A 25,429-nucleotide genomic window follows, 5' to 3' on the forward strand; every position below is an offset into this window, starting at 1 on the left:
GGAGCAGATGGCAGCCGGTACGGAAGAGGCGGCGCTCGGGTACGAGCAGGCGCGGGACGAGCTGATCGAGGTCGTCCGGCGGCTCGAGGCGGGCGGCACGACCCTGGAGGAGTCGCTGGCGCTCTGGGAGCGCGGCGAGGAGCTGGCGAAGGTCTGCCGGCGCCGCCTGGAGGGGGCGCGGGCGCGGCTCGACGCCTCACTGGCGGCGGAGCGCGCGGCCGAGGACGCGGAGGCGGGGTCGGAGGACGCGGACGACGAGTAGCCCGACCGCGGACGACGCCGTCTCGGCCCGCCCGGCCGCGGACGACATCGCTTCGGCCCGCCCGGCCGCGGACGACGCCGTTTCGGCCCCGCCCGGCCGCGGACGACCTCGTTCGGACCCGCCCGCCGCACGCGACGCCGTTTCGGACGTCTCTTCGGTTTCGCGGCGGGCCTGTCGTAGACTCGCCGAAGTGAAGCGGATCACTATCCGGATGGATTAGTTGAACTTTCACCAATCCTGGGCGTACTGTCGGGACATCGCTTGAACTCCGTACGAGCGACCCCCTTGCAGTCCGGAAGGTACGCAGCATGTCTCTCGCCCTTGACCCCGCCGCCCAGGACCTCCTCTTCCGTGAGGCCCGCACCGCCAACACGTTCACCGACGAGCCGGTGACCGACGAGCAGGTCCAGGCGATCTACGACCTGGTGAAGTTCGGCCCGACCGCCTTCAACCAGTCCCCGCTGCGCATCACGCTGGTCCGCTCCCCCGAGGCCCGCGAGCGCCTGGTCAAGCACATGGCCGAGGGCAACCAGGCCAAGACCGCCACCGCGCCGCTCGTCGCGATCCTGTCCGCGGACAACGAGTTCCACGACGAGCTCCCGGCCCTGCTGCCGCACTTCCCGCAGGCCAAGGACATGTTCTTCGCCGAGCGCCCGGTCCGCGAGGGTTCGGCCGCGCTGAACGCCGCCCTGCAGGCCGCGTACTTCATCGTGGGCGTCCGCGCCGCCGGCCTGGCCGCCGGCCCGATGACCGGCCTGGACTTCGCCGGCCTCCAGAAGGAGTTCCTGGACGACGACCACACCCCGCTGATGGTCGTGAACATCGGCAAGCCGGGCGAGGACGCCTGGTTCCCGCGCTCCCCGCGTCTGTCCTACGACGAGGTCATCACCACCGTCTGAGCCCCGCGCAGACAGGCCGAAGGCCCCGCACTCGACGAGTGCGGGGCCTTTCCCTGTGCCGCGGACGGGCCGTGTCCACGGCGGACGCCGTACGGATCAGACCTTGCCCGAACGGAGCGCGCCCGCCATCTCGGCCAGCCGCTCGAAGGAGGCGGTGCCGGTCACCACGGTCGTCGCGGCGCCGTCCGTGCGGACGAGCGCGTCGTACTTGGGGCCCTCCCAGCGCTGCCAGACCTGGCCCGCCACCGTCTCGGTCCGCCCGGTGTCCTTCGCCCGATGGGTGACGTCCGGCACATAGGTGCCCGGCGCCGCCGTCGACTGGTGGACCGCCACGTACTGCGTGTCCGGGGAGAGGAAACCGAGCTGCCAGGCGTTGGCGTTCTCGCGCTTGTACGAGACGACCGTCGCCTTCCAGCCGTCGCCGAGGCCCTGGGGGGCCAGCACCGGATACGGCGCCGCCCGCTGAGCCGTGAGGAGTTCGACCCGGTAGTCCTTCGCCTTGACCGGTTCGGCTTCCTCGTCGTGCGGGATGAAGAGATACATCACGCCCGCGGCGATCAAGATCACCCCGAGGGACTGGATCATCCCGCGTACCGTCTGCCTGCCTCGCATACCTGCCACGCCCCCCATGGTCGCATCATGGTCTCGTGCTCATACGTGGGCCCCTCTGCTCATTTTGTCGACGTACCGATAGAGTCGCAGCACCCTCTTATTTCCGGCCGTCGCCGTACAGAAAGGTGCGTTCCGATGACCGAGCAGCATCATCTGCCGCCCGAGCTTGTGGTCTCCCCCGAGGCCCCCGACCGCAACCTGGCCCTTGAGCTGGTCCGCGTCACCGAGGCCGCCGCCATGGCCGCCGGCCGCTGGGTCGGCCGCGGCGACAAGATCGGCGCGGACGGCGCCGCGGTCAACGCCATGCGGACCCTGATCTCCACCGTCTCGATGAACGGCGTCGTCGTCATCGGCGAGGGGGAGAAGGACGAGGCCCCCATGCTCTTCAACGGCGAGCGGGTCGGCGACGGCACCGGCGCCGAGGTCGACATCGCCGTCGACCCGATCGACGGCACCACGCTCAACGCCAAGGGCATGCCGAACGCGATCGCCGTCCTGGCCGCCGCCGACCGCGGCGCCATGTTCGACCCGTCCGCGGTCTTCTACATGGACAAGCTGGTCACCGGCCCCGAGGCCGCCGACTTCGTCGACATCAACGCCCCCGTCTCGGTCAACATCCGCCGGGTCGCCAAGGCGAAGAACTCCGCGCCCGAGGACATCACGGTCGTCATCCTGGACCGCCCCCGCCACGAGGGCATCGTCAAGGAGATCCGCGAGACCGGCGCCCGGATCAAGTTCATCTCGGACGGCGACGTCGCCGGCTCGATCATGGCCGTCCGCGAGGGCACGGGCGTCGACATGCTCATGGGCATCGGCGGCACGCCCGAGGGCATCATCTCCGCCTGTGCGATCAAGTGCCTCGGCGGTGTGATCCAGGGCAAGCTGTGGCCGAAGGACGACGCCGAGCGCCAGAAGGCGCTGGACGCGGGCCACGACCTGGACCGCGTGCTCTCCACCGACGACTTGGTCAGCGGCGACAACGTCTTCTTCGTCGCGACCGGCATCACCGACGGCGAGATCCTGCGCGGGGTGCGCTACCGCGCCGAGACGGCGACCACGCAGTCGCTGGTCATGCGCTCGAAGTCCGGCACGATCCGCCAGATCGACTCCACGCACCGGCTGTCGAAGCTGCGCGCGTACAGCAAGATCGACTTCGACCGCGCGAAGTAGCCGCGGGATCACGCGAGGCGTGACAGCGCGACGCCGGACGCGCCGCAGGGCGTGACGCGCGAGGTGTGACGCGGCGGCCGCGCGCGACGACGGTACGAAGAGGGGCGCCCCCATGTGCGGTGGGGGCGCCCCTTCCCGTACGGGCCCGCGGAGGCGCGTCCGCGGCTCCCGTCAGCCCGCCTGGGCGATCCGCTCGGTCGCGGCGGTCTTCCTCAGCTCCACCTCGCGCCGCCGGCGCCGGGCCAGCACGACGCGGCGCTCGGCCGCCGTGAGGCCGCCCCACACCCCGTACGGCTCGGGCTGCAGCAGCGCGTGCTCGCGGCACTCGACCATCACCGGACAGCGTGCGCAGACCCGCTTGGCCGCCTCCTCGCGGGCCAGCCGCGCGGCGGTCGGTTCCTTGGACGGGGCGAAGAACAGTCCGGCTTCGTCCCGGCGGCACACCGCCTCCGCGTGCCAAGGGCCGGCCTCGTCCTCCCGGGTGGGCGTGGTGCGCTGAGGGGGGACGGCGGCGACCTGGAGGGGCTGATGCGGCAGTTGCAGCACGGTCTACTCCTGACGACGGCTTCGCGAGCGAGCGGCGATGCAGCAGCCCTACCCGCTGTGCGCGCGCCTATGCACTGCGTGCCGCGCGGTTCCGCACTGCGGATACCCGTGGACGGATTCCGGTCACCGCCCGCCCGGGGTCCCGCTCGGTGCCCGCCGGCGGTCCCGCCCACCGTCCGCCCGGGGGCCCGGCGGACCCCCGGCGGCGGTCAGTTGCCGAGGTGTTTGCGCAGCTTGTCCTGGAGGTCGGTGATCCACTTGCCGCGCTTGGGGCGGGCCTCGACGTTCCCGAAGACCGAGTAGCCGTTGATGACGACGACCGGAGCCTGCGGGTCGACGCCCTCCAGGGTCACGACGTCGAAATTGCCGAAGACCCCGCTGCCGCTGCCGCGCAGGCTGATGTTCTCCGGGACCCGCACCTCGACGTTGCCGAAGATCGAGGTGGCGTTGATGGTGGTGAGCCGCTGGGCGAAGATCGCCTCGGTCAGGTCGACCTCGATGTTCCCGAAGAGCGCGAAGGCGTTCGTCCGGCGGCTCACCCGCCAGCGCCCCTTGCGGGTGGTGCTGGAGAAGATCGCGACGAGGTTGTCCGCGGGACCGTCGGAGTCGTCGGCGGACCAGGCGTAGGCCGGCTCGGGCTCCTGGCGGGTCCGGGCGGACGGCAGGTCGCGGACGATCGGCTCCAGCTCGCCGACCGTCTTGGCGCGGTAGACCGCGTCGATCCGGTCGGAGTGCTCCTCGGGGTCGAGCCGCCCCTCGGCCAGGGCGTTTCCGAGGATGTCCGCGATCCGGTCCCGGTCCGCGTCCGAGGCCCGCAACGAGCCCTGCGGGTCGGCGAAAGCGGTCTCCGCGGGGGCGGTCTCGGCGGGGGCGGCCGGCCGCTGCGGCTGCGGCTGCTTCTCGGGTTCGGGCTGCTTTTCGAGGTCCACGGAGCCAGCCTAGCGAAACGCGATAGATCGCGACCAGGGGGCGGGGCCGGAGCTGTGGACGAAAGGCGCCGGCACCAAGTGAGCCTTACCTCACAGGATCGGCGGCCCGCCCGCGCTCTACGCTGGAGGGCGCGCTGCCAATGGAGGCGGCGCTGCTGTCTGCCGAGTGAGGAATGGCTGCCGTCATGCCAGAGTTTGCGTACTCCGATCTGCTGCCGCTGGGAGAGGACACCACGCCCTACCGCCTGGTGACCTCCGAAGGTGTCTCCACCTTCGAGGCCGACGGCCGTACGTTCCTCACGGTGGAGCCCGAGGCGCTGCGGCAGCTCGCCGCCGAGGCGATCCACGACATCCAGCACTTCCTGCGCCCGGCCCACCTGGCCCAGCTGCGCCGGATCATCGACGACCCCGAGGCGTCGTCGAACGACAAGTTCGTCGCGCTCGACCTGCTCAAGAACGCGAACATCGCCGCCGCGGGCGTCCTGCCGATGTGCCAGGACACGGGCACCGCGATCGTCATGGGCAAGCGCGGCCAGAACGTGCTGACCTCAGGCCGCGACGAGGAGGCCCTGTCGAAGGGCATCTACGACGCGTACACGAAGCTGAACCTGCGGTACTCGCAGATGGCCCCGGTCACCATGTGGGAGGAGAAGAACACCGGCTCGAACCTGCCCGCGCAGATCGAGCTGTACGCGACCGACGGCGGCGCGTACAAGTTCCTCTTCATGGCCAAGGGCGGCGGCTCCGCCAACAAGTCCTTCCTCTACCAGGAGACGAAGGCCGTCCTCAACGAGGCGAGCATGATGAAGTTCCTGGAGGAGAAGATCCGCTCGCTCGGCACGGCGGCCTGCCCGCCGTACCACCTGGCGATCGTCGTCGGCGGCACCTCCGCCGAGTTCGCGCTCAAGACCGCGAAGTACGCCTCGGCGCACTACCTGGACGAGCTGCCCACCGAGGGCTCGGCCGAGACCGGCCACGGCTTCCGCGACAAGGAGCTGGAGGAGAAGGTCTTCGAGCTGACGCAGAGGATCGGCATCGGCGCGCAGTTCGGCGGCAAGTACTTCTGCCACGACGTCCGCGTCGTCCGCCTCCCCCGCCACGGCGCCTCGCTGCCCGTCGCCATCGCCGTGTCCTGCTCGGCCGACCGCCAGGCCGTCGCGAAGATCACCGCCGAGGGCGTCTTCCTGGAGCAGCTGGAGACCGACCCGGCGCGCTTCCTGCCGGAGACGACCGACGAGCACCTCTCCGAGGAGAGCGACGTCGTCACCGTCGACCTGAACCAGCCGATGGACGACATCCTCGCCGAGCTGACCAAGTACCCGGTCAAGACCCGCCTCTCCCTCAACGGCCCGCTGGTCGTGGCGCGCGACATCGCGCACGCCAAGATCAAGGAGCGGCTGGACGCGGGCGAGGAGATGCCGCAGTACCTGAAGGACCACCCGGTCTACTACGCGGGCCCCGCGAAGACCCCCGAGGGTTACGCCTCCGGTTCCTTCGGCCCGACGACGGCCGGCCGCATGGACTCGTACGTGGAGCAGTTCCAGGCCGCGGGCGGCTCGAAGGTCATGCTGGCCAAGGGCAACCGTTCCGGCCAGGTCACCGCCGCGTGCAGCGCGCACGGCGGCTTCTACCTCGGCTCGATCGGCGGCCCCGCGGCGCGTCTCGCGCAGGACTGCATCAAGAAGGTCGAGGTCGTCGAGTACGAGGAGCTCGGCATGGAGGCGGTCTGGAAGATCGAGGTCGAGGACTTCCCGGCGTTCATCGTCGTGGACGACAAGGGCAACGACTTCTTCCAGAACCCGGCTCCGGAGCCGACGTTCACCCACATCCCGGTGCGCGGCCCCGGTCTCGGCTGATCTTCCCGGCCCTGTGGCGCCCCTCGGTCCCTCCGGACCGGGGGGCGCCGCCGTTTGTCCCGCGCCGGTTGGCCCCCTGTGCCCGCCCCCGCGTCGATCTCCGCTCAGAAAGTCGCTACCGACCGGTAGCCCTCTCGTCGCCTACTGGCCAGTATGGGGCGCGAGCATGTCAACCACTGAGCCGGTCGACCCTCGGGAGCCCCCCATGCCCTCCATGCCCTCCACCAGAACCACCGCAGGCGCCACCGCCGCCCTCGCCCTCGCCGGTCTGCTCGTCGTCGGCCCCGCGCCGGCGGCCTCGGCGGCCGACCCGGACACCCACCTCACCTCGACCGCCGCCCTCAAGGACGTCGACTACGGGACCTGGCGCCGTGACGTGGCGGCCGTCGTCGCCGAGGCCCGCCCGTACATCGAGGCGCGGTCGGCGGACGCGGGACGCGAGAAGCAGGCGATCGTCCTCGACATCGACAACAGCTCGCTGGAGACGGACTTCCATCCGTTCTGGGAGCTGCCGACCCCGGCCATCGCGGACGTGCGGGACCTCGTGCGGGACGCCCACGCGCGCGGGGTGGCGGTCTTCTTCGTGACCGCGCGGCCGGGGATCATACAGTCGCTCACCGACTGGAACCTGAAGAAGTCCGGGTACCCGGTCGACGGTCTGTACGTGCGGAACCTGCCCGACCTGTTCGCCGAGGTCGGCGCGTACAAGACCGCCAAGCGGGCGGAGATCGAGGCCAAGGGCTACACGATCATCGCGAACATCGGCAACAACACCACCGACCTCGTCGGCGGCCACGCGGAGCGCGCCTTCAAGCTCCCGGACTACGGCGGCAAGCTGTCCTGACGGACGGCTAGCGGGTGTTGATGTGGAACTCCATCCGCTCGTAGTCCCCGTCGGGGGTGGTACGGACGTAGCCGCGGGCGTCCTTGAAGTCGCCGGTTCCGCCGGTGATGGCGACGTCGAACGCGGCGGGCGCCTCGGCCGAGGTGTCGAAGGTCGTGAGGGCCTGGGCGGTGAGCTGTCCGCCCGGTCCTCCGTTCAGGACGAAGGTGCCGACGCAGTTCAGGTCGGCCTGGGTTCCGGAGACCCGCACGACGGAGCACGTGACGCCGTCACGGCCGACCTTGCTGCCGCCCTTGGTCTTGTACAGGTCGTCGGCGAAGGTGAAGCTGTCGCCGACCTTGGGCGCCGGGGCGCTCGCGCTGGCTCCCTCGCCCGGGACCTCCTTCGAGTAGAGCGTGAACTCGAACCCGTCGCCGTCGTCGGCGTGCACCGGGGCGGCGGCGGCGCCGAAGGCGACGGCCGCGACCGTACAGGCGCCGAGGACGCCGATCCTCCTGAACGTGGCGGTCATGTCCTGCCTCCCGTGGGATGGGGCTCCCCCCTTCGGCATGCCATCACATTGTGCGACGATCACCGCGCGTTCGCCCGTCCGGCCGAATCCCGTCTCCGCGGATCGGCGATCATGGCGGCATGCGAGTGAGAGCACTTCCGATACGTACGGCCGTCCCCGTCGCCCTGGCGGCGACCGGGCTGCTGCTGGCCGGCTGCGGCACGACCTCCGGGACGGCGGCCCCGGCGACGGCGGCCTCGGGGGCCTCCGAGACCGGCGGCGCTCCGGAGGCCGCGGAGGAGCCCGTGAAGGCGGCCGCCGCGCTCGGCGGGCCGGGGACGGCCTGCGCGCTGCCCGTCTCGTTCGCGCTGGCGGAGAAGTGGAAGCCGGAGGCGATCGACGACCCGGAGAACCCGGATTTCGCGGCGCTCATGCGCCAGGGACCGGCGACCGTCCGCTGCGAGGTCGACGCCAAGCCGGCCGGGCACGTCGGCTATCTGCGGGTGTGGACGGCCGCGAAGGGGCCGGCGCGGGCCGCGCTGGAAGGCTTCGTGAAGGCCGAGAAGGGCGCCTCGAAGACGGCGTACCGGGAGACGAAGGCGGGCGCGCTGCCGGCCACCGAGGTCACGTACACCGTCTACGACAAGCTGATGGAGGAGTCCAAGGAGGAGCGGGCCTTCGCCGTCTCGACCCCGAAGGGGACGGTGATCGTCCACCTCGGCGGGCTCGACACGGACGAACACCGGGCGATGCTCCCTGCGTACGAACTGGCCCGTACGACGCTGAAGCTCTCCTGACCAGGCTGCGAGTTCTCCTGACCAGGCCGTGAGCTCTCGTGAACAGGGCCGTGGCCCCCGTCCCGCAACGGACGGGGGCCACGGCGTTCTCGTGCGGGGCGCCGGCTACACGAACCGCTGGTTCGCGGAGCCGTTGCAGCTCTGGAGCCTGACGGGCTCCTTGGCCGCTCCCTGGGTGAGGCAGAGGCCGGTCGCGGCGGCGGGCCGGATCGTGGCGCCGTCGCGGACGAACCTCTGGTTGGCGCCGCCGTGGCAGTTCCAGACGAGGAGCGCCTTGCCCGCCTGGTAGGCGGAGGCGGGGACGTCGAGGCAGCGGTCCTGGGTGAGCTGGGTGTGGACGGTCTGCCGGGCGGAGTCGTACCACCAGCCCTGGTTGCGCCCGCCGTGGCAGTCCCAGCCGAGGACGGCGGTGCCGTTGGCCGATTCGCCCGCGTTCACGTCCAGGCAGTTGCCGGTCGCCTGGTTGACCAGCGGCTTGTACGCGTCGTCCCAGGCGACCGGGAAGAGCGTCGGCGTGCCGGAGGAGTCGACGTCGGCGCAGCTCGCCTCGCGGAGTCCGGAGCCGTAGATCTGCGTCAGGCAGGAGGCGAACGCGGCGTGGCCGCTCTTGTTGGGGTGGAAGGACTGGCGGACGGAGTTCTCGTCGATGCCGCCGGGCTTGGAGAGGTCGATGTAGAGACCGCGGGCCCAGGTGTCCTCCATGCAGACCTCGTGGCCGTGGAAGAGCCGCGAGTTGTCGAGGAAGACGGCCCCGGTGGCGGCGGCGGCCTTGCGCATGCCGCGTTCGAAGGCCGGGACGGCGGTGTTGCGGCCCCACTTGGTGTCGGAGTCGTAGCCCATGCCGCCGCAGATCAGCTTGCCGGGGAAGTTCGGGTTGTCGTTGAAGTCGGGGCCGATGGGGCTGGGGTAGCCCATGACGACGAGCTTGTAGTCGCCGTCGGCGTATCCGGCGTCGCTCATGACGGTCCTGAGGTCGCGGACCGTCTGCTCGACCTTCGGGACGAGTCCGTCGACGCGGGCCTGCCAGCCGGGGGCGTACTTGGGCTCGCAGGTGCCCTGGCTGAGCACGTAGCGCTGGACGCAGTCGGTCATGACGGGGCCGAACTGCAGGTCGTCGTTGGCTCCGGCGACGAGCAGGACCATCTTGATCCGGGTGTTGCGCGCCTTGATGGCGAGGTTGTCGCTCTGGACCAGTTCGTCGGCGTACTGCTTGGAGCCGCCGATCCGGATGTTGCCGGTGTAGGCGCCGGAGCAGGCCACGTTGAAGGTGAGGTCCGCGGGGATGCCCGTGCGGTGGATGGCGGCGTCGGGCGAGCGGTGGCACCAGTTGGTGGGACCGTTGGTGGGGGACTCGTAGCTGCCGACGCCCTCGCCGGAGATCTCGCTGTCGCCGAGCGAGATCAGGCCGGTCTTGCGCTGGGCGAGCGGGCGCTCGGCCGGGTCGCCGTAGATCCTGGTGGCCTCGGCGGCGCGGATCGACTCGAGCTCGGGCGGGAGCGGCACGGAGGCCGTCACCGCCGTGGTGCCGGTGCCGGCCGCGCCGGCGGGGGCGGCCGCGGTCATCGTGCCGAGTGCGGCGGCCGCCGCGGCGACGGCGGCGATGGGCCAGCGGAGTCTGTGCCTGGTGCGCGTCATTGCGCCTCCTGGAAGTGGGGTTACCCACGGTTTTTACTGGCCGGTACGCGTGTTGGGAATACATCGAACAAGACAAGTGCTCATCTTTTATAGGAGGTTGAGGAAATGAACGAGGCAGACGGCTACCGGATCGAACACGACTCCATGGGCGAGGTGCGGGTCCCCGCCCACGCCAAGTGGCGCGCCCAGACCCAGCGGGCGGTGGAGAACTTCCCGATCTCGGGGCAGCGCCTGGAGCGCGCCCACATCGAGGCACTGGCCCGGATCAAGGCCGCCGCCGCCACGGTCAACGCCCGGCTCGGGGTGATCGACGAGGACCGCGCCGAGGCCATCGTCTCGGCCGCAGCGGAGGTCGCCGAGGGGCGCTGGGACGAGCACTTCCCCGTGGACGTCTTCCAGACCGGCTCGGGCACCTCGTCCAACATGAACACCAACGAGGTCATCGCCACCCTCGCCACCGAACGACTCCCCGAGGGCCGCGAGGTCCACCCCAACGACCACGTGAACGCCTCGCAGTCGTCCAACGACGTCTTCCCGTCCTCGATCCACATCGCGGCCACCGGCGCCGTCACCCACGACCTGATCCCGGCCCTCGATCATCTGGCCGCCGCCCTGGAGCGAAAATCGGCCGAATTCGCGATGGTGGTGAAATCCGGCCGTACGCACCTGATGGACGCCACGCCGGTCACCCTCGGCCAGGAGTTCGGCGGCTACGCGGCCCAGGTCAGGTACGGCGCCGACCGGCTGCGCGGCGCGCTCCCCCGGCTCGCCGAACTCCCCCTCGGCGGTACGGCGGTGGGCACCGGCATCAACACCCCGGCCGGCTTCTCGGCCGCCGTCATCGCCGAGGTCGCCCGCGCGACCGGACTGCCGCTGACCGAGGCCCGCGACCACTTCGAGGCGCAGGGCGCCCGGGACGGCCTGGTCGAGACGTCCGGGCAGCTGCGCACCCTCGCCGTCTCGCTCACCAAGATCGCCAACGATCTGCGCTGGATGGCCAGCGGCCCGCGCACCGGACTCGCCGAGATCAACCTCCCCGACCTCCAGCCCGGCTCGTCGATCATGCCGGGCAAGGTGAACCCGGTGATCCCGGAGGCCGTCCTGATGGTCGCCGCGCAGGTGACCGGAAACGACACCACGGTCGCGGTGGCCGGCGCCGCCGGGAACTTCGAGCTCAACGTGATGCTGCCGGTGATGGCCAAGAACCTCCTGGAGTCCGTACGGCTGCTCGCCAACGCCTCCCGGCTCCTGGCGGACCGCACGGTCGACGGCATCACCGCCAACGCCGAGCGGGCCCGCGAGTACGCCGAGTCCTCGCCGTCGGTGGTCACCCCGCTGAACAAGTACATCGGGTACGAGGAGGCCGCCAAGGTGGCGAAGCGGTCCCTCGCCGAGCGGAGGACCATCCGCGAGGTGGTCCTCGAGTCCGGGTACGTCGAGCGGGGCGACCTCACCGTCGAACAGCTGGACGAGGCCCTCGACGTGCTGCGCATGACCTACCCGTAGCCCGCGTCACGGCTGACTCATCCGTGACCTGTACCGCAGCGGCCGTGGGAGCGCGCCCCTAAGATCTGCGCATGACAGGATCGGACGGCTCTCAGCACTGGGCGCCGGGGGAGCACATCCTCTGGCGCTACCGCGGCAACGGCACCGGAGACGTGCACATCTGCCGGCCGGTGACGGTCGTCCAGGACACACCCGAGCTGCTCGCGGTCTGGATGGCGCCCGGCACCGAATGCGTCCGCCCCGTCCTCGCCGACGGCACCCCGGTCCACGAGGAGCCGCTCGCCACCCGCTACACGGCCCCGCGCACCACGGAACGCTCGCGCTGGTTCGGCAGCGGGGTGCTGAAGCTGGCGCGGCCCGACGAACCGTGGTCGGTGTGGCTGTTCTGGGAGCGCGGCTGGCGCTTCCGCAGTTGGTACGTGAACCTGGAGGAGCCGCGGGTCCGCTGGTCCGGCGGCGTCGACTCCGAGGACCACTTCCTCGACATCTCCGTCTACCCCGACCACAGCTGGCTGTGGCGCGACGAGGACGAGTTCGCGCAGGCCCAGCGGTCCGGCCTGATGGGCCCGCAGCAGGCGGTGCGGGTGCGGGCCGCCGGGCAGCGGGCGGTGGAGCGGATCCAGGAGTGGGGCGCACCGTTCGCGGACGGCTGGGAGAACTGGCGGCCCGATCCGGCGTGGAAGGTTCCGGAGCTGCCGGCCGACTGGGACCGCACTCCGGCGCACACGGCACCGTGAGACCCTTGATGCGCCCCCGGGGTTCAAACGTAGGATCGTCCTCCGCACGGCAGAAGCGGATCGGGCACTCCGCCGGACCGACCTCACGGCACGTCAACGACTCAGTACGGCGCAGGACCTGACCACCAGTCATCCACGAGGGGGAGAGCAGTGCCGGACGTCTGCCCGGGTGTTCCGACCCCTGCCGTTGCCGCACTTCGCGGAACGTCCACATCCGCTGCATACGAGGGGTTTATCCCCGCCGAAGGCGCGGCATCGGCGAGAAGAGCGAGTGCATCGCACCACCGGCCCGGACGGACGGAACCCCACGCGTGACGGAGCATCCCACCTCCCACGAAGGCCGGCAGCCCCTGGCTGCCCGGCCGCAGGAACGCGCGCGCCCTCGCCAGGAGGCGGCGGCCGGCCTGCCCTCCGACGTGCCCGCCCAGCCGGGCGGACCGGCGGGCCGGGCGGTCCCCGCACCCGGTACGGACACGCCGACGGCACCCGGCCCGGCGGCGCCCGCCGGCAGCGGCGCCCCCGCGGGCGCCGGCTCGCCGGCCTCGCCCCACTCCCCCGGTTCGCCGGGCGGCCCCGGCGGCCCCGGTGCCGTGGCCGTCGCCGTGGCGGCGCAGCCGTCCGGCGGAGCCAGGAGCGGGGACACCTCCGCCCGGCGCGAGGGCGACCGGCTGCGGTTCGTCGGCGCCGCGACCCGGCGCATCGCCCGCGGCATCGACCTGGACGAGATCGTGCTCGGCCTGTGCCGGGCCACCGTGCCGACCTTCTCCGACGAGATCCTGGTCTATCTCCGCGACCCGCTGCCGGTGGGCGACGAGCGGCCGGTGGCGCCGTTCGTGCTGCGGCTGCGCCGCACGGACCGGCTGCGGTTAAGCGATCTGGAGGGCGAGGAGCTGGTGCTCGTACCCGATCCGGATCCGACCCCCGCGGCCGAACTCTGCGAGGTGCGGTCCGGCGGTGCGCTCGCCGAGGTGCTGCGCGGGGTGCGGCCGGTCTTCGGCGACTCCGCCGCCGCGAAGACGGCGCTGGGCGAGCTGCTCGGCCCCGACCATCCGCTGCCGGGCGGGCTGCGGGCGGTCCTCGCGCCGCTGCGCGGGCGGCGCCGGGTGATCGGCGCGGCCGTGTTCCTGCGCCGGCCCGAGCGGGCCGGCTTCGAGCCGAACGACCTGCTCGTCGCGGCGCAGCTGGCCACGCACACCGCGCTCGGCATCGACAAGGCCGTGCTGTACGGCCGTGAGGCGTACATCGCGGACGAGCTCCAGCGGACGATGCTGCCGGACTCGCTCCCGCAGCCGACCGGCGTGAAGCTGGCCTCGCGCTATCTGCCGGCGGCCGAGACGGCCCGGGTGGGCGGCGACTGGTACGACGCGATCCCGCTGCCCGGCAGCAGGGTGGCCCTGGTCGTCGGCGACGTCATGGGCCACTCCATGACCTCGGCGGCGATCATGGGCCAGCTGCGCACCACCGCGCAGACGCTGGCCGGCCTCGACCTGCCGCCCCAGGAGGTCCTGCACCACCTGGACGAGCAGGCGCAGCGGCTCGGCCAGGACCGGATGGCTACCTGCATGTACGCGGTGTACGACCCGGTCTCGCACCGGATCACGGTGGCCAACGCGGGCCATCCGCCGCCGATACTGCTCCACCTCGGCGGGCGTGCCGAGGTGCTGCGGGTGCCGCCCGGCGCCCCGATCGGGGTCGGCGGGGTCGACTTCGAGGCGGTGGAGCTGGACGCCCCGGCGGGTGCGACGCTGCTGCTGTACACGGACGGGCTGGTCGAGTCCCGGCTGCGGGACGTGTGGACCGGGATCGAGCAGCTGCGGGAGCGCCTCGCGGCGACCGCGCAGCTGACCGGACCGGATCACTCGCCGCCCCTGGAGGCGCTCTGCGACGACGTCCTGGACATGCTGGGTCCGGGCGACCGGGACGACGACATCGCGCTGCTCGCGGCCCGTTTCGACGGGATCGCGCCGAGCGACGTGGCGTACTGGTTCCTGGAGCCGGAGGACGCGGCGCCGGGGCGGGCCCGGCGGCTCGCCCGGCGGGCGCTGGCCCGCTGGGACCTGGAGGAGCTGACGGACTCGGTCGAGCTGCTGATCAGCGAGGTCGTGACGAACGCCGTGCGGTACGCGGAGCGGCCGGTGACGCTGCGGCTGCTGCGGACGGACGTGCTGCGCTGCGAGGTCGGCGACGACTCGCCTCAGCTGCCCCGGCAGCGGCGGGCGCGGGACACGGACGAGGGCGGCCGCGGTCTGTTCCTGGTGAACCGGCTGGCCCGGCGGTGGGGCGCGACGCGGCTCTCGGGCGGCAAGGTGGTCTGGTTCGAACTGGCCACCCGCACCTGAGCGTTCCGCCCCCGGCCGGGGGCGGGCGGGGCCCGGCGGCCCCTCGTGCAGCGGTGAAGGCCGGACCCCCGAGGGGGTCCGGCCTTCGTCGTACCGCTGTCGCCTACTGGCCCGGGCGGTTGCCGTCGCTGCCCTGGCCGGGGTCGATGCCGATGTCCGGCGGCTCGATCGACGGCGGCGGGGACGGTTCGTCGGTCGTCGGCTCCTCCGTGGGCTCCGGCGGCGAGGTGACGGGGGGCCGTGTCGACTGCGGCGGCGTGGTGGCCGTCGAGGTCGGCGGGGCCGTCGGGTCCGGGGAGGCCGTGGTCGGCTCCTCGGTGGGCTCCTCGGTCGGGGCGTCCGTGGTCGCGGTGGGGTCCGGCAGGGTGCCGTCCGGGGCCGCGCCGTCGGTCTCCAGGTCGAAGGAGGCGTCGGAGCCGCCGTTGAGGGCGCGCTCGGTGTAGTCGCCCCAGATCTCGGCGGGCGTGCGGCCGCCGTTGGCGCGGCCCTGGTTGATGGTGTCGGTGAGGGTGACCTGGTTGCCCTTGGCGTCCTCGCCGAAGAGGCCGACGGCGGTGACGAGTTCGGGGGTGTAGCCCACGAACCAGGCGGAACGGTTGTTCTCGGAGGTGCCGGTCTTGCCGGCGGCCTCGTAGTCGCCGGCGGCGCGGAAGCCGGAGCCGTTGCGTACGACGCCCGTCATGGCCTGGGTGGCGGTGTCGGCGGCCTCGCGGGAGATGACCTGTTCGCCGATGGCCTTCACCGGGTCGACCGTGCGGTCCCGGTGGGAGGCGGTCTTCACCAGGGTCGGGGTGACCTTCTCGCCGTGGTTGTCGAGAGTGGCGTAGGCGCCGGCCATGTCCATCGTCGAGGCGCCCATGGTGCCGAGGGAGATGGCGGGGCTCTCGGGGAAGTCCTTGCCGTCCTTCAGGCCGAGGGCGAGGGCGGTCTTCTTTGCCTTGGCCGGGGAGACGTCGACGATCATCTGGGCGTAGACCGAGTTGATCGAGCTGTTGGTGGCCTTCTGGACGGTGACCGGGCCGTAGTCGTCGTCGTCCTCGTTCTCGGGTGCGAACGGGATGTCGCTGCCGACGACCGGGCGGCGGCTGTTGCCGTCGTAGACCGTGCCGAGGCCGATCTGGCGTCCGTCCTGGGTGACCGCGTGGTTGTCGACGGCGGAGGCGAGGACGATCGGCTTGAAGGTCGAGGCGGGCTGGTAGTCGCGGCGGGTGGCGTTGGACGTCCAGTGCTCGGTGGCGCCGATGCCGCCGTACATCGCGACGACCGCGCCGGTCTTCGGGTCGACGGAGGTCGCGCCGGCCTGGACGGTGGCCTGCTTCTTGTCGCCCTTGCGGTCGAGCTTGGCCTCCAGCTGCTTGTCGACCGCCTTGACGAGGTCCTTCTGCTTCTTCTCGTCGATGTTGAGGGTGATCGTCCAGCCGCCGGCCTTGATGTCCTCCTCGCTGACGCCCTGGCGCATCAGCTCCTGGTTGGCGGCCTCGACGATGTAGCCGGTCTGGCCTTCCATGCCGGGGGCGGGCTTGGGCTTCTGCGGTACGGGGAACTTCATCCCGGCGCGCTCGGCGGGCGAGAGCCAGCCCTCGCCGACCATGTTGTCGAGGACGTAGTTCCAGCGGTCCTCGACGAGTTTGCGGCCGGTGGTGCTCGCGGAGGTCCAGTCGTACTGGTTGGGCGCCTGGAGCAGCGAGGCGAGGTAGGCGCCCTGGGCGGTGGTGAGCTGGGTGGCGTCGACGCCGTAGTACGAGCGGGCGGCGGCCTGGATGCCGTAGGAGCTGCGGCCGTAGTAGCTGGTGTTCATGTACCCGGCGAGGATCTCGCTCTTGGTCGACTTCCGGTCGACCTTGATGGCGATGACCATTTCCTTGAGCTTGCGCGTCGCGGTCTGGTCCTGGCTCAGGTAGTAGTTCTTGACGTACTGCTGGGTGATGGTCGAACCACCCTGCTTGCCCTTGCCGGTGAGCGTGGACCAGGCGGCGCGGGTGGTGCCCTTGATGTCGACGCCGTTGTCCCGGTAGAAGGACTTGTTCTCGGCGGCGACGAACGCCTTCTGGACCTTCTCGGGGATCTTCTCCAGGCCGACGATCTCGCGGTTGATCTCGCCGGTGCGGGCGAGGATCTTGCCGTTGGAGTACTTGTAGATGTTGCTCTGCATCGTCGCCTCGGCGTTGGCCGAGGGCACCGGGACCAGGAGGTAGACGACGTACAGGGCGCCCATGGCGAGCAGGCAGCACACGAAGAAGGTGCCCAGGAGCTTCTTCCAGGAGAAGAAGCGGCGTATGCCGCGTTTCTTCGCCTTGCTCTTGTCGGGTCGGCCCATGGGTCCTGTCGCTCCGCTCGTCGTGTGTGTCGGCGCCTCGGCGCCATGTCGTCCACGCCGGATCAGCTCAGCAAGCTAACACCGACGAGGCGGACAAAGGACAACCGATCACGCCTTTTCATGACGTGACAATCAGCACCTGTCCCCAGGGGAACCGACGCTCCTGCGGGCCGGATGGTTGCGCTGCCCGTACACACCAAAAAGCGGAGGAACTACCTCCGGGAAGCTGCCCGTCGGCTATACATGCCGCGTATACACCCGGTGTACAGTGATCGCCATGTCCATCGGTCACACCCTTCTGGGGCTCCTGGAGTCCGGACCGCGCCACGGCTACGACCTCAAGCGCGCCTTCGACGAGAAGTTCGGCCACGACCGGCCGCTCCACTACGGCCAGGTCTACTCGACCATGTCCAGGCTGCTGAAGAACGGCCTCGTCGTCGTCGACGGCATCGAGGCGGGCGGCGGCCCCGAGCGGAAGCGGTACGCCATCACCGACGCCGGCGTCACCGACGTCGCCCAGTGGCTCGCCACCGCGGAGAAGCCGGAGCCCTACCTCCAGTCGACGCTCTACACCAAGGTCGTCCTCGCCCTGCTCACCGGCCGCGGCGCCGCCGAGATCCTCGACACCCAGCGCGCCGAGCACCTGCGCCTGATGCGTGAACTCACCCGCCGCAAGAAGGACGGCGACCTCGCCGACCAGCTCATCTGCGACCACGCGCTCTTCCACCTGGAAGCCGACCTGCGCTGGCTGGAACTGACCGCCGCCCGCCTCGACCGGCTCGCCGAGGAGATCCGACGATGACCTCCACCCCCCTGCTCCGGGCCACCGGCCTCGACAAGGCATACGGACCGACCCCCGCACTCGCGGGCGCCGACTTCTCCCTCCGGGCCGGCGAGGTCGTCGCCGTCATGGGCCCCTCCGGCTCCGGCAAGTCCACCCTCCTGCACTGCCTGGCCGGCATCGTGCGCCCCGACGCGGGCACCATCACCTACGACGGGCGGGAGCTCACCGCGCTCTCCGACACCGCGCGCAGCTCCCTGCGCCGTACCGACTTCGGCTTCGTCTTCCAGTTCGGCCAGCTCGTCCCCGAGCTGACCTGCGCCGAGAACGTCGCCCTCCCGCTCCGCCTCAACGGCGAGAAGCGCAAGGCCGCCGAGGCCAGGGCCGTCGAGTGGATGGCCCGCCTGGAGGTCGACGACACCGCGGGCAAGCGCCCCGGCGAGATATCGGGCGGCCAGGGCCAGCGCGTCGCCGTCGCCCGCGCGCTCGTCACCTCCCCGCGGGTGATCTTCGCCGACGAACCGACCGGCGCCCTCGACTCCCTCAACGGCGAGCGGGTCATGCGGCTGCTCACCGACGCCTCCCGGGACACCGGCGCCGCCGTCGTCCTCGTCACCCACGAGGCCCGGGTCGCCGCCTACTCCGACCGCGAGATCGTCGTACGGGACGGGTCGGTACGGGACGCGGAGTGGGCCGCATGACGCTCCGCACCTGGGCCCGCGACCTGGCCCTCGGCGCCCGGTTCGCGGTCACCGGCGGCCGCACCGGCCTGCTCCGCACCCTGCTGACCGCGACCGGCGTCGGCTTCGGCGTGGCCCTGCTGCTGCTCGCCTCCTCGCTGCCGAACATGCTCTTCCAGCGGGAGGTGCGGGAATCGGTCCGCGCCGTCGACGCCGGCCGGCAGATCGACTCCCCCCGGCCGGACAGCTTCCTCCACCTCACCCGGAACACCACCTACCGGGACGACGTCGTCACCGGCCTGCTGCTGCGTCCCGAGGGCGACAAGCCCCCGGCCCCTCCGGGCACGACCGGCTTCCCCGCGCTCGGCGAGATGCTGGTCTCCCCCGCGCTCGGCGAGCTGCTCGACTCCCCCGAAGGCGCCCTGCTGAAGGAACGGCTCCCCTACAAGGTGGGCGGGACGATCGGGCAGGACGGGCTCATCGGCCCCGCCGAGCTGCGGTACGTCGCCCACGTCGGCTTCCTCGACACCGACAACTTCGACGGGCGCGGCACGCGGTACGGCTGGTCCGTGCCCGAGGAACCGATGAACGCGTTCCTGATCCTCCTCGTCGTCGTCGCCTGCGTCGTCCTGCTCCTGCCCGTGCTCGTCTTCATCGCGACCGCCGTCCGCTTCGGCGGCGAACAGCGCGACCGGCGTCTCGCGGCCCTCCGGCTCGTCGGCGCCGACACCGCCATGACCCGGCGGATCGCGGCCGGCGAGTCCCTCGCGGGCGCCCTGGTCGGCCTGCTGATCGGCCTCGGACTCTTCGCGGTGGCCCGGCAGTTCGCCGGGACCTTCACCCTCTGGGACGTCAACGCCTACCCCTCCGACGTCGTGCCGATGCCCACGCTCGCCACGCTCGCCCTCGTCGCCGTCCCGGTCTGCTCGGTCGTGGTCACCCTCTTCGCCCTGCGCGGGGTGGCGATCGAGCCGCTCGGCGTCGTCCGGATCTCGACCCCCCGCCGCCGGCGTCTGTGGTGGCGGCTGCTGCTCCTCGCGGCCGGCGTGGCCCTGCTCGTCCCGCTCATGGGCGAGGTCCGGGTGAACGAGACCGGCATCGACACCGTGGGCGTCGCGACCGGCACCACCCTCGCCCTGATCGGCCTGACCACGCTGCTGCCGTGGCTCGTCGAAGCCGGGGTGAAGCGGCTGCACGCCGGGCCGGTGGCCTGGCAGCTCGCCGTCCGCCGGCTCCAGCTGAGCAGCGGCACGGCGGCCCGCGCGGTCAGCGGCATCGTCGTCGCGGCGACCGGGGCGATCGCGCTCCAGATGCTCTTCCAGGCGATGGAGCACGACTTCACCGGCCCCACGGGCGAGGACGTCTCCCGCGCCCAGCTCGCGATCGGTGCCCACACCGGGTCCGCCGGCGAGGCCCGCGACATGATCGCCCGCTTCGAACGGACCAAGGGCGTCTCCGACGTGATCGGCATCGTCGAATCGCGGGCGTGGCGGCCCGGCCCCCTGAAGGGCGGCGAGGAGTTCGCCCCGACGGTCTCGCTCAGGGTCGGCGACTGCGCCTCCCTGAAGGAGTTCGCCACACTGCCCTCCTGCGCGGACGGCGACGTGTTCGTCTTCCTCGCGCACGGCGCGCAGGGCAACCCGGACGACTCGTTCGTCACCCGGGCGGCCCGGCCCGGCGCCGTGGTCGCCCTGCGCGACCCGCATCCGCACCCGAGCGCGCCGAAGCGCACCGAGGGCGGCCCGCTGCCGCAGTGGCGCATCCCCGCCGACGCCCGGGTCGTCGACTCCCGCCCCGACCCGACGGGCATGTACCAGTACGGCGTCCTCGCCACCCCGTCGGCGATCGACGCCGCCCGGCTCGACGATCCCGACGCGCTGGCCATGGTCCGGCTCGACCCGGCCGTGCCCGACGCCGCCGAGTTCGCCCGGAACACGGCGGAGGCCGTCGATCCGACGTCCTGGGTCCGCACGCTCAAGGACACCCAGCGCGACGCCGCGTTCAGCAGCGTCCGCACCGGCATCCTGGTCGGCTCCACCCTGACGATGCTCCTGGTGGCGGCCTCGCTCCTGGTCGCGACCCTGGAACAGCTCAGGGACCGCAAGCGGCTGCTCTCCTCGCTGGTCGCCTTCGGCACCCGGCGCTCCACCCTGAGCTGGTCGGTGCTGTGGCAGACGGCGGTGCCGATCGCCGTCGGTCTGGTCCTCGCCGTGGCGGGCGGCCTCGGCCTCGGGGTCGTCCTGCTGAGGATGGGCGGCCAGCAGGTCCAGGACTGGTGGGTCTTCCTGCCGGTCGTCGGGATCGGCCTCGGCCTCATCGCGACCGTGACGCTGCTCAGCATGCCGGTGCTCTGGCGCCTGATGCGGGCGGACGGCCTGCGCACGGAGTAACCCTCCGGGCGGATGTACGAGGGCGGGCGGCGGTTCCCGATACCGGGGGGCCTCGGGAACCGCCGCCCCGAACCCGTACCCGGCGGTCTCAGGCCGCCGCCCCGAACCCGTACCCGGCGGTCTCAGGCCGCCGCCCCGTATCCGTACCCGCTGGTCTCCGGCGGTCTCAGGAACCGCCGCCCAACACCCGTACCGGCAGCCCCGCCATGTCCTCGCGGAGCGCGTCGGCCAGCTGCCCGAACTCGGCGTGCCGGGCCGCGCCCGTCCGCATGGCGAGGGCGATCCGCCGCGAGGGCGCCGGTTCGGCGAAGAGCCCGGTCCACAGGGCGGTGTTGCGGGCGGTCTCGACCGTGACGGCGGTGCGCGGCAGCAGGGTCACCCCGAGTCCGCCGGCCACCAGCTGGACCAGGGTGGCGAGACCGGCGGCGGTGGTGGTGACCTCGGCGCCGCCCGTGCGCCCGGCCTCGCGGCAGATGTCGAGGGCCTGATCGCGCAGGCAGTGCCCCTCGTCGAGGAGCAGCAGGCGCAGCTCCTTCAGGGCCTCGCGCGGGATGTCCTCCCGCCCTGCCAACGGGTGTCCCTCCGGGGTGACGAGCACGAAGTCCTCGTCGAAGAGGGGGAGTTCGGTGACGCCGGGCACGCCGAGGGGGACGGCGAGCAGCAGCAGGTCGAGCCGCCCGGCGGCGAGCCCCTCCAGGAGCGAGGAGGTCTGCTCCTCGTGGACCTGGAGGTCGAGGTCCGGGTAGCGCCGGTGGACGAGCCGCAGGACGGTCGGCAGCAGGTACGGCGCCACGGTCGGGATCACCCCGAGCCGCAGCACCCCGGTGAACGGGGCCTGGGCCGCCTCCGCCTCCTCCATCAGTTCGGCCACCGCGTCGAGGACGACCTTCGCGCGCACCGCGAGCCGCTCCCCGGCGGGCGAGAGCAGCACCTTTCTCGTCGTACGCTCAAGGAGCTGGACACCGAGTGCCTCTTCGAGAGCCGAAACCGCGCCCGAGAGCGCGGGCTGGCTCATGCCGATGGCCGCCGCCGCATCGCGGAAGTGCAGATGCTCGGCGACCGCCGCAAACGCCCTGAGCTGCGAAAGGCTCGGCTGCTTGCCGCGGTGCGGACTGTGTGGGGTGCTGTACGGGGACGCCACTGATAACCACCTTCGATCAACACGAACCACTCTAGCTATTTCACTGATCAATGCACTCCGTGCCATGCTGAAGGCCGTCCAACCCCCATGGAAGACCTCAAAAGGGATCCTTCCTCCTTGCAAGGAGAGCGCGTGCTCACTGTCGGTGACAAGTTCCCCACCTACGACCTGACCGCCTGCGTGTCGCTGGAGAGCGGCAAGGAGTTCGAGCAGATCGACCACAAGTCCTACGAGGGCAAGTGGCGCGTGGTGTTCTTCTGGCCGAAGGACTTCACGTTCGTCTGCCCCACCGAGATCGCGGCCTTCGGCAAGCTGAACGACGAGTTCGCGGACCGCGACGCCCAGATCCTCGGCGTCTCCGGCGACTCCGAGTTCGTGCACCACGCCTGGCGCAAGGACCACGCCGACCTGCGTGACCTGCCCTTCCCGATGCTGGCCGACTCCAAGCACGAGCTCATGAGCGACTGCGGCGTCCAGGGCGCCGACGGCTTCGCCCAGCGCGCGGTCTTCATCGTGGACCCGAACAACGAGATCCAGTTCGTCATGGTGACCGCCGGCTCCGTCGGCCGTAACCCCAAGGAGGTCCTGCGGGTCCTCGACGCCCTGCAGACCGACGAGCTGTGCCCGTGCAACTGGAACAAGGGCGAGAACACCCTCGACGCCGCCGCGCTCCTGTCGGGCGAGTGATCTGAGATGGCTCTCGACGAACTCAAGTCCGCCATACCGGACTTCGCCAAGGACCTGAAGCTGAACCTCGGTTCGGTCATCGGCAACAGCGACCTCCCGCAGCAGCAGCTGTGGGGCACCGTCCTCGCCTGCGCGATCGCCTCGCGCTCGCCGAAGGTGCTCAAGGAGCTGGAGCCCGAGGCCCAGGCCAACCTGAAGCCCGAGGCGTACCAGGCCGCCAAGTCCGCCGCCGCGATCATGGCGATGAACAACGTCTTCTACCGGACCCGGCACCTGCTGTCGGACCCCGAGTACGGGACGCTGCGCGCCGGTCTGCGGATGAACGTCATCGGCAACCCTGGCGTCGAGAAGGTCGACTTCGAGCTCTGGTCGCTGGCCGTCTCCGCGATCAACGGCTGCGGCCAGTGCCTGGACTCGCACGAGCAGGTCCTGCGCCAGGCCGGTGTCGACCGCGCCACCATCCAGGAGGCCGTGAAGATCGCCGCGGTGATCCAGGCGGTCGGCGTCACGCTGGACGCGGAAGCGGTCCTCGCCGAGTAGGGCGTCACACCGTACGAACGAAGGGCCCCGGGGTTTGCGCCCCGGGGCCCTTCGTTCGTACCGGTCACCCGGTCACTTCCTGAGCGCCTCCAGGAGGGCGATCGCGTCCTGGGTCATCGGCACGTCGATCCCGGAGAGGTCGACCGGATGCTTGGACTCGATCACCCGCCCCTTGTCGTCGTAGGCGTCCTGCCGGTAGATCTGGAGCTCGATCTCCGCCTGGCCGTCGAGGACCCGGAGGGTGCCGCCCTCTTCGCCCCGGTCGTCGAAGAATGCCTGCTCGCCGACGCCGCCGACCGCCTGGAGGAGGCCGAACTGCCGGGCCCACGACTCGAACTCGGGCCCCGGGTCGATCACCTTGTGCAGGGTGTACGAGACCTGGAGGCTCTGCCCCGTCTCGGCCGGCCCGAAGGTGGCCGAGCACGACGAGGTGCTCACCTCCGGCTCGTTCAGGAAGGGGCCGACGCCGTCCTGGCTGCGCTTGCCCAGGACGGCGGTCAGCGCCTTGAGCTTCGCCACCTCGCAGAGGCCCTCGGCCGGCTTGTACCCGCCCAGGTCCGGCCCCGGGTCCTTCCGCTGGTCGTACGCGTAGAGCCCGCCGCCCCACACCGCCGACGCCAGCACCGCGCCGCCGACCGCCCACAGCCAGGGCCGGCCGGGTCGGGGCGGACGGGGCGGCGGGGTCTCGGTGAGCACCTCGGGTTCGTCGAACTCGACCCCGCCCACGAACTCCGGCTCCGATATCACGCGCCCTCCCCCTTGCCGACGAGCGAGCCCGGCGCCGGCGTCGGGGCCACCTCGAAGGCGGTCGCCCCCCGCGGCTCCGGCGTGCTGCGCAGGGCCTGCTCGGTGCTGTACGCCCGCAGATAGCCGACCACCGTGTTGGCGACGGCGACCAGCGGGACGGCGACGACGGCGCCGCCGATGCCGGCCGTCAGGCCGCCGGCCGCGACCGCGAGGACGACGGCGAGCGGGTGGACCCGTACCGCGCGGCCGAGGATGAAGGGCTGGAGGACGTGGCCCTCGATCTGCTGGACGGCGAGGACGACCACGAGCACCATCAGGGCGGTGAAGGGCCCGTTGGTGACGAGGGCGACGACGACCGCGAGGGCGCCGGACACGACGGCGCCGACCAGCGGGATGAAGGCGAAGAGGAAGATGAAGACGGCGAGCGGCACCGCCATCGGCACTTCGAGGAACCAGAGCCCCAGGCCGATGAAGACGGCGTCGATGAGGGCGACGAGGACCGTGCCCCGCACATAGGCGGTGAGGGTGCGCCAGGCGCGCGGGCCGGCGCCGGCGACGCCCGGCCGGGCCTGGGCGGGGACGAGCTTGAGCGTCCACTCCCACACCTTCTTCCCGTCGTAGAGCAGGAAGAGCGTCGAGAACATGGCGAGCAGGATGCCGGTGATCGCCTCGACGACGACGGTGACGCCCTGGAGTCCGGCCGAGGTGATCTGTTCGGCGTTGGCCCCGACGGTGTCGCTGAGGTTCTTGGCGATGTCGTTGATCTGCTGTTCGGTCACGTGGAAGGGGCTGTTGAGGAGCCCTCGCTTGAGCTCCTCGATGCCGTCCCTGACGCGGTCGGACAGGTTGTCGATGTTGTCCATGACCTGCCAGACCACGAACCAGCCGACCAGGCCCATCACGACGAAGCCGGAGACGGCGGTGACGGCGGTGGCGAGCCCGCGGGGCAGGCCCTTGCGGCGCAGCATGGCCACGGTGGGCTGGAGCAGGGCGGTGACGAGGAGCGCGGCGACGAAGGCGAGGACGACCAGCTGGACGGAGCTGATCACCTTCATCAGCACCCAGACGGTGCCGGCGAAGACGAGCAGCCGCCAGCTCGCCTCGGCCGCGACGCGCATGCCCCAGGGGATCGCGGCGACGGGGTCGGGCCGGGCGGCGACGGCCGGCGCGTACGAGGGGGGTGCGGGCACGGAGCGGCCCGGCTCCGCGGCGGCGCTCCCGGCCGCGGTCTCCGGCAGGGGCGGGGCGGTGTCGGGGTCGGTGTCGGGGTCGGGCGTCACGGGACCGGCCGCGCCGTTCGGGACGTGGTCGGGGGTCTCCCCCGGGGCCTCGTAGGGCGGACCGAGCGGACCGAGCGGATCGTCTCGTTCGGCCTCGGCCCTGCGCTCGTCGAGGCGTTCACCCATCCGGCTCAGGCTCTCGCCCAGCCTGTTCAGCCACCCTGGCACTCGCGACATCTCTTCCCTCTTCCCCCCGCCGGCTCTTCCCCGTACACGCTTCCCCGCTCGCTCCCCCGCGAGCCCA

23 protein-coding genes are annotated in these 25,429 nt (G+C 71.6%); 14 read left to right on the forward strand and 9 right to left on the reverse strand.

The features are described from left to right. Positions 1–7 precede the first annotated feature (7 nt). Both ACFVZH_RS09405 and ACFVZH_RS09410 read left to right on the forward strand, forming a co-directional pair. The gene (locus tag ACFVZH_RS09405; protein ID WP_384894960.1) at positions 8–262 is read left to right on the forward strand and encodes an exodeoxyribonuclease VII small subunit; all 255 of its coding nucleotides are present in this window, start codon (positions 8–10) and stop codon (positions 260–262) included. 308 nt (positions 263–570) lie between these two features. Further along, positions 571–1,161, forward strand: coding sequence for a malonic semialdehyde reductase (locus tag ACFVZH_RS09410; protein WP_384894962.1), 591 nt, complete (start codon positions 571–573; stop codon positions 1,159–1,161). A gap of 96 nt (positions 1,162–1,257) precedes the next feature. Here ACFVZH_RS09410 and ACFVZH_RS09415 read toward each other — a convergent pair whose 3' ends face one another. Continuing rightward, entirely contained in the window at positions 1,258–1,791 is a 534-nt protein-coding gene (locus tag ACFVZH_RS09415; RefSeq protein ID WP_384894964.1) for a DUF4245 domain-containing protein, read from the reverse strand. A gap of 117 nt (positions 1,792–1,908) precedes the next feature. Here ACFVZH_RS09415 and glpX point away from each other — a divergent pair, with 117 nt between their 5' ends. Next, positions 1,909–2,943, forward strand: a complete 1,035-nt coding sequence (gene glpX, locus ACFVZH_RS09420; RefSeq protein WP_384894966.1) for a class II fructose-bisphosphatase — start codon at positions 1,909–1,911, stop codon at positions 2,941–2,943. Between the two features lie 171 nt (positions 2,944–3,114). On the opposite strand, the gene ACFVZH_RS09425 is transcribed toward glpX, so the two are convergent. Together ACFVZH_RS09425 and ACFVZH_RS09430 are read right to left on the reverse strand one after the other, a co-directional pair. Next, a complete protein-coding gene (locus tag ACFVZH_RS09425) occupies positions 3,115–3,489 on the reverse strand; it encodes a WhiB family transcriptional regulator (RefSeq protein WP_384894968.1) in 375 nt (124 codons plus the stop codon). Positions 3,490–3,698: 209 nt separating this feature from the next. Then, complete coding sequence (locus ACFVZH_RS09430) at positions 3,699–4,418, reverse strand: DUF1707 domain-containing protein (RefSeq protein ID WP_384894970.1); 720 nt, start codon at positions 4,416–4,418, stop codon at positions 3,699–3,701. A gap of 185 nt (positions 4,419–4,603) precedes the next feature. On the opposite strand from ACFVZH_RS09430, the gene ACFVZH_RS09435 reads away from it, so the two are divergent. Next, complete coding sequence (locus ACFVZH_RS09435; RefSeq protein ID WP_384894972.1) at positions 4,604–6,274, forward strand: fumarate hydratase; 1,671 nt, start codon at positions 4,604–4,606, stop codon at positions 6,272–6,274. Positions 6,275–6,488: 214 nt separating this feature from the next. Beyond that, complete coding sequence (locus ACFVZH_RS09440; RefSeq protein WP_384894974.1) at positions 6,489–7,118, forward strand: HAD family acid phosphatase; 630 nt, start codon at positions 6,489–6,491, stop codon at positions 7,116–7,118. Positions 7,119–7,125: 7 nt separating this feature from the next. Here ACFVZH_RS09440 and ACFVZH_RS09445 read toward each other — a convergent pair whose 3' ends face one another. After that, positions 7,126–7,629 (reverse strand): hypothetical protein, encoded by a 504-nt coding sequence (locus ACFVZH_RS09445; protein WP_384894976.1) that lies wholly within the window; start codon positions 7,627–7,629, stop codon positions 7,126–7,128. A gap of 119 nt (positions 7,630–7,748) precedes the next feature. Here ACFVZH_RS09445 and ACFVZH_RS09450 point away from each other — a divergent pair, with 119 nt between their 5' ends. Beyond that, on the forward strand, positions 7,749–8,405 hold the full coding sequence (locus ACFVZH_RS09450) for a lipoprotein (RefSeq protein ID WP_384894978.1): 657 nt from the start codon (positions 7,749–7,751) through the stop codon (positions 8,403–8,405). Between the two features lie 105 nt (positions 8,406–8,510). On the opposite strand, the gene ACFVZH_RS09455 is transcribed toward ACFVZH_RS09450, so the two are convergent. Then, on the reverse strand, positions 8,511–10,040 hold the full coding sequence (locus tag ACFVZH_RS09455; RefSeq protein ID WP_384894980.1) for a ricin-type beta-trefoil lectin domain protein: 1,530 nt from the start codon (positions 10,038–10,040) through the stop codon (positions 8,511–8,513). A 105-nt stretch (positions 10,041–10,145) separates the two neighbouring features. Between ACFVZH_RS09455 and ACFVZH_RS09460 the strand changes: the two genes are divergently transcribed. From ACFVZH_RS09460 to ACFVZH_RS09470, 3 genes are all read left to right on the forward strand, one after another. Further along, positions 10,146–11,546 (forward strand): class II fumarate hydratase, encoded by a 1,401-nt coding sequence (locus ACFVZH_RS09460; RefSeq protein WP_384894982.1) that lies wholly within the window; start codon positions 10,146–10,148, stop codon positions 11,544–11,546. Between the two features lie 71 nt (positions 11,547–11,617). Then, positions 11,618–12,283 carry a DUF402 domain-containing protein gene (locus ACFVZH_RS09465; RefSeq protein WP_384894984.1) on the forward strand — a complete coding sequence of 222 codons (666 nt, stop codon included), beginning with the start codon at positions 11,618–11,620 and terminating at the stop codon, positions 12,281–12,283. Between the two features lie 311 nt (positions 12,284–12,594). Next, positions 12,595–14,622 carry a SpoIIE family protein phosphatase gene (locus ACFVZH_RS09470; protein ID WP_384894986.1) on the forward strand — a complete coding sequence of 676 codons (2,028 nt, stop codon included), beginning with the start codon at positions 12,595–12,597 and terminating at the stop codon, positions 14,620–14,622. A gap of 103 nt (positions 14,623–14,725) precedes the next feature. Here ACFVZH_RS09470 and ACFVZH_RS09475 read toward each other — a convergent pair whose 3' ends face one another. Next, on the reverse strand, positions 14,726–16,939 hold the full coding sequence (locus ACFVZH_RS09475) for a transglycosylase domain-containing protein (protein ID WP_384894988.1): 2,214 nt from the start codon (positions 16,937–16,939) through the stop codon (positions 14,726–14,728). 277 nt (positions 16,940–17,216) lie between these two features. Between ACFVZH_RS09475 and ACFVZH_RS09480 the strand changes: the two genes are divergently transcribed. The 3 genes from ACFVZH_RS09480 to ACFVZH_RS09490 are packed head-to-tail and all read left to right on the forward strand — an operon-like array spanning position 17,217 to position 20,790. Continuing rightward, positions 17,217–17,741: a PadR family transcriptional regulator gene (locus ACFVZH_RS09480; RefSeq protein ID WP_384894990.1), complete on the forward strand. Its 525-nt coding sequence runs from the start codon at positions 17,217–17,219 to the stop codon at positions 17,739–17,741. Then, the gene (locus tag ACFVZH_RS09485) at positions 17,738–18,421 is read left to right on the forward strand and encodes an ABC transporter ATP-binding protein (RefSeq protein WP_384894992.1); all 684 of its coding nucleotides are present in this window, start codon (positions 17,738–17,740) and stop codon (positions 18,419–18,421) included. The genes ACFVZH_RS09480 and ACFVZH_RS09485 overlap by 4 nt, the downstream gene beginning before the upstream one ends. Then, entirely contained in the window at positions 18,418–20,790 is a 2,373-nt protein-coding gene (locus ACFVZH_RS09490; RefSeq protein WP_384894994.1) for an FtsX-like permease family protein, read from the forward strand. The genes ACFVZH_RS09485 and ACFVZH_RS09490 overlap by 4 nt, the downstream gene beginning before the upstream one ends. A gap of 166 nt (positions 20,791–20,956) precedes the next feature. Here the strand turns inward: ACFVZH_RS09490 and ACFVZH_RS09495 are convergent, their stop codons facing one another. Continuing rightward, a complete protein-coding gene (locus ACFVZH_RS09495; RefSeq protein WP_384894996.1) occupies positions 20,957–21,931 on the reverse strand; it encodes a hydrogen peroxide-inducible genes activator in 975 nt (324 codons plus the stop codon). Positions 21,932–22,063: 132 nt separating this feature from the next. Here ACFVZH_RS09495 and ACFVZH_RS09500 point away from each other — a divergent pair, with 132 nt between their 5' ends. Then, positions 22,064–22,618 (forward strand): peroxiredoxin, encoded by a 555-nt coding sequence (locus ACFVZH_RS09500; RefSeq protein ID WP_384894998.1) that lies wholly within the window; start codon positions 22,064–22,066, stop codon positions 22,616–22,618. 6 nt (positions 22,619–22,624) lie between these two features. Beyond that, positions 22,625–23,158, forward strand: coding sequence for an alkyl hydroperoxide reductase (locus ACFVZH_RS09505; RefSeq protein WP_017239860.1), 534 nt, complete (start codon positions 22,625–22,627; stop codon positions 23,156–23,158). Positions 23,159–23,230: 72 nt separating this feature from the next. Here ACFVZH_RS09505 and ACFVZH_RS09510 read toward each other — a convergent pair whose 3' ends face one another. Beyond that, positions 23,231–23,905, reverse strand: a complete 675-nt coding sequence (locus ACFVZH_RS09510; protein WP_384895000.1) for a hypothetical protein — start codon at positions 23,903–23,905, stop codon at positions 23,231–23,233. Then, positions 23,902–25,362 (reverse strand): AI-2E family transporter, encoded by a 1,461-nt coding sequence (locus ACFVZH_RS09515; protein WP_384895002.1) that lies wholly within the window; start codon positions 25,360–25,362, stop codon positions 23,902–23,904. The genes ACFVZH_RS09510 and ACFVZH_RS09515 overlap by 4 nt, the downstream gene beginning before the upstream one ends. Between the last annotated feature and the right edge of the window lie 67 nt (positions 25,363–25,429).

This window comes from Streptomyces sp. NPDC059534 (assembly GCF_042743475.1).
GTDB lineage: Bacteria > Actinomycetota > Actinomycetes > Streptomycetales > Streptomycetaceae > Streptomyces.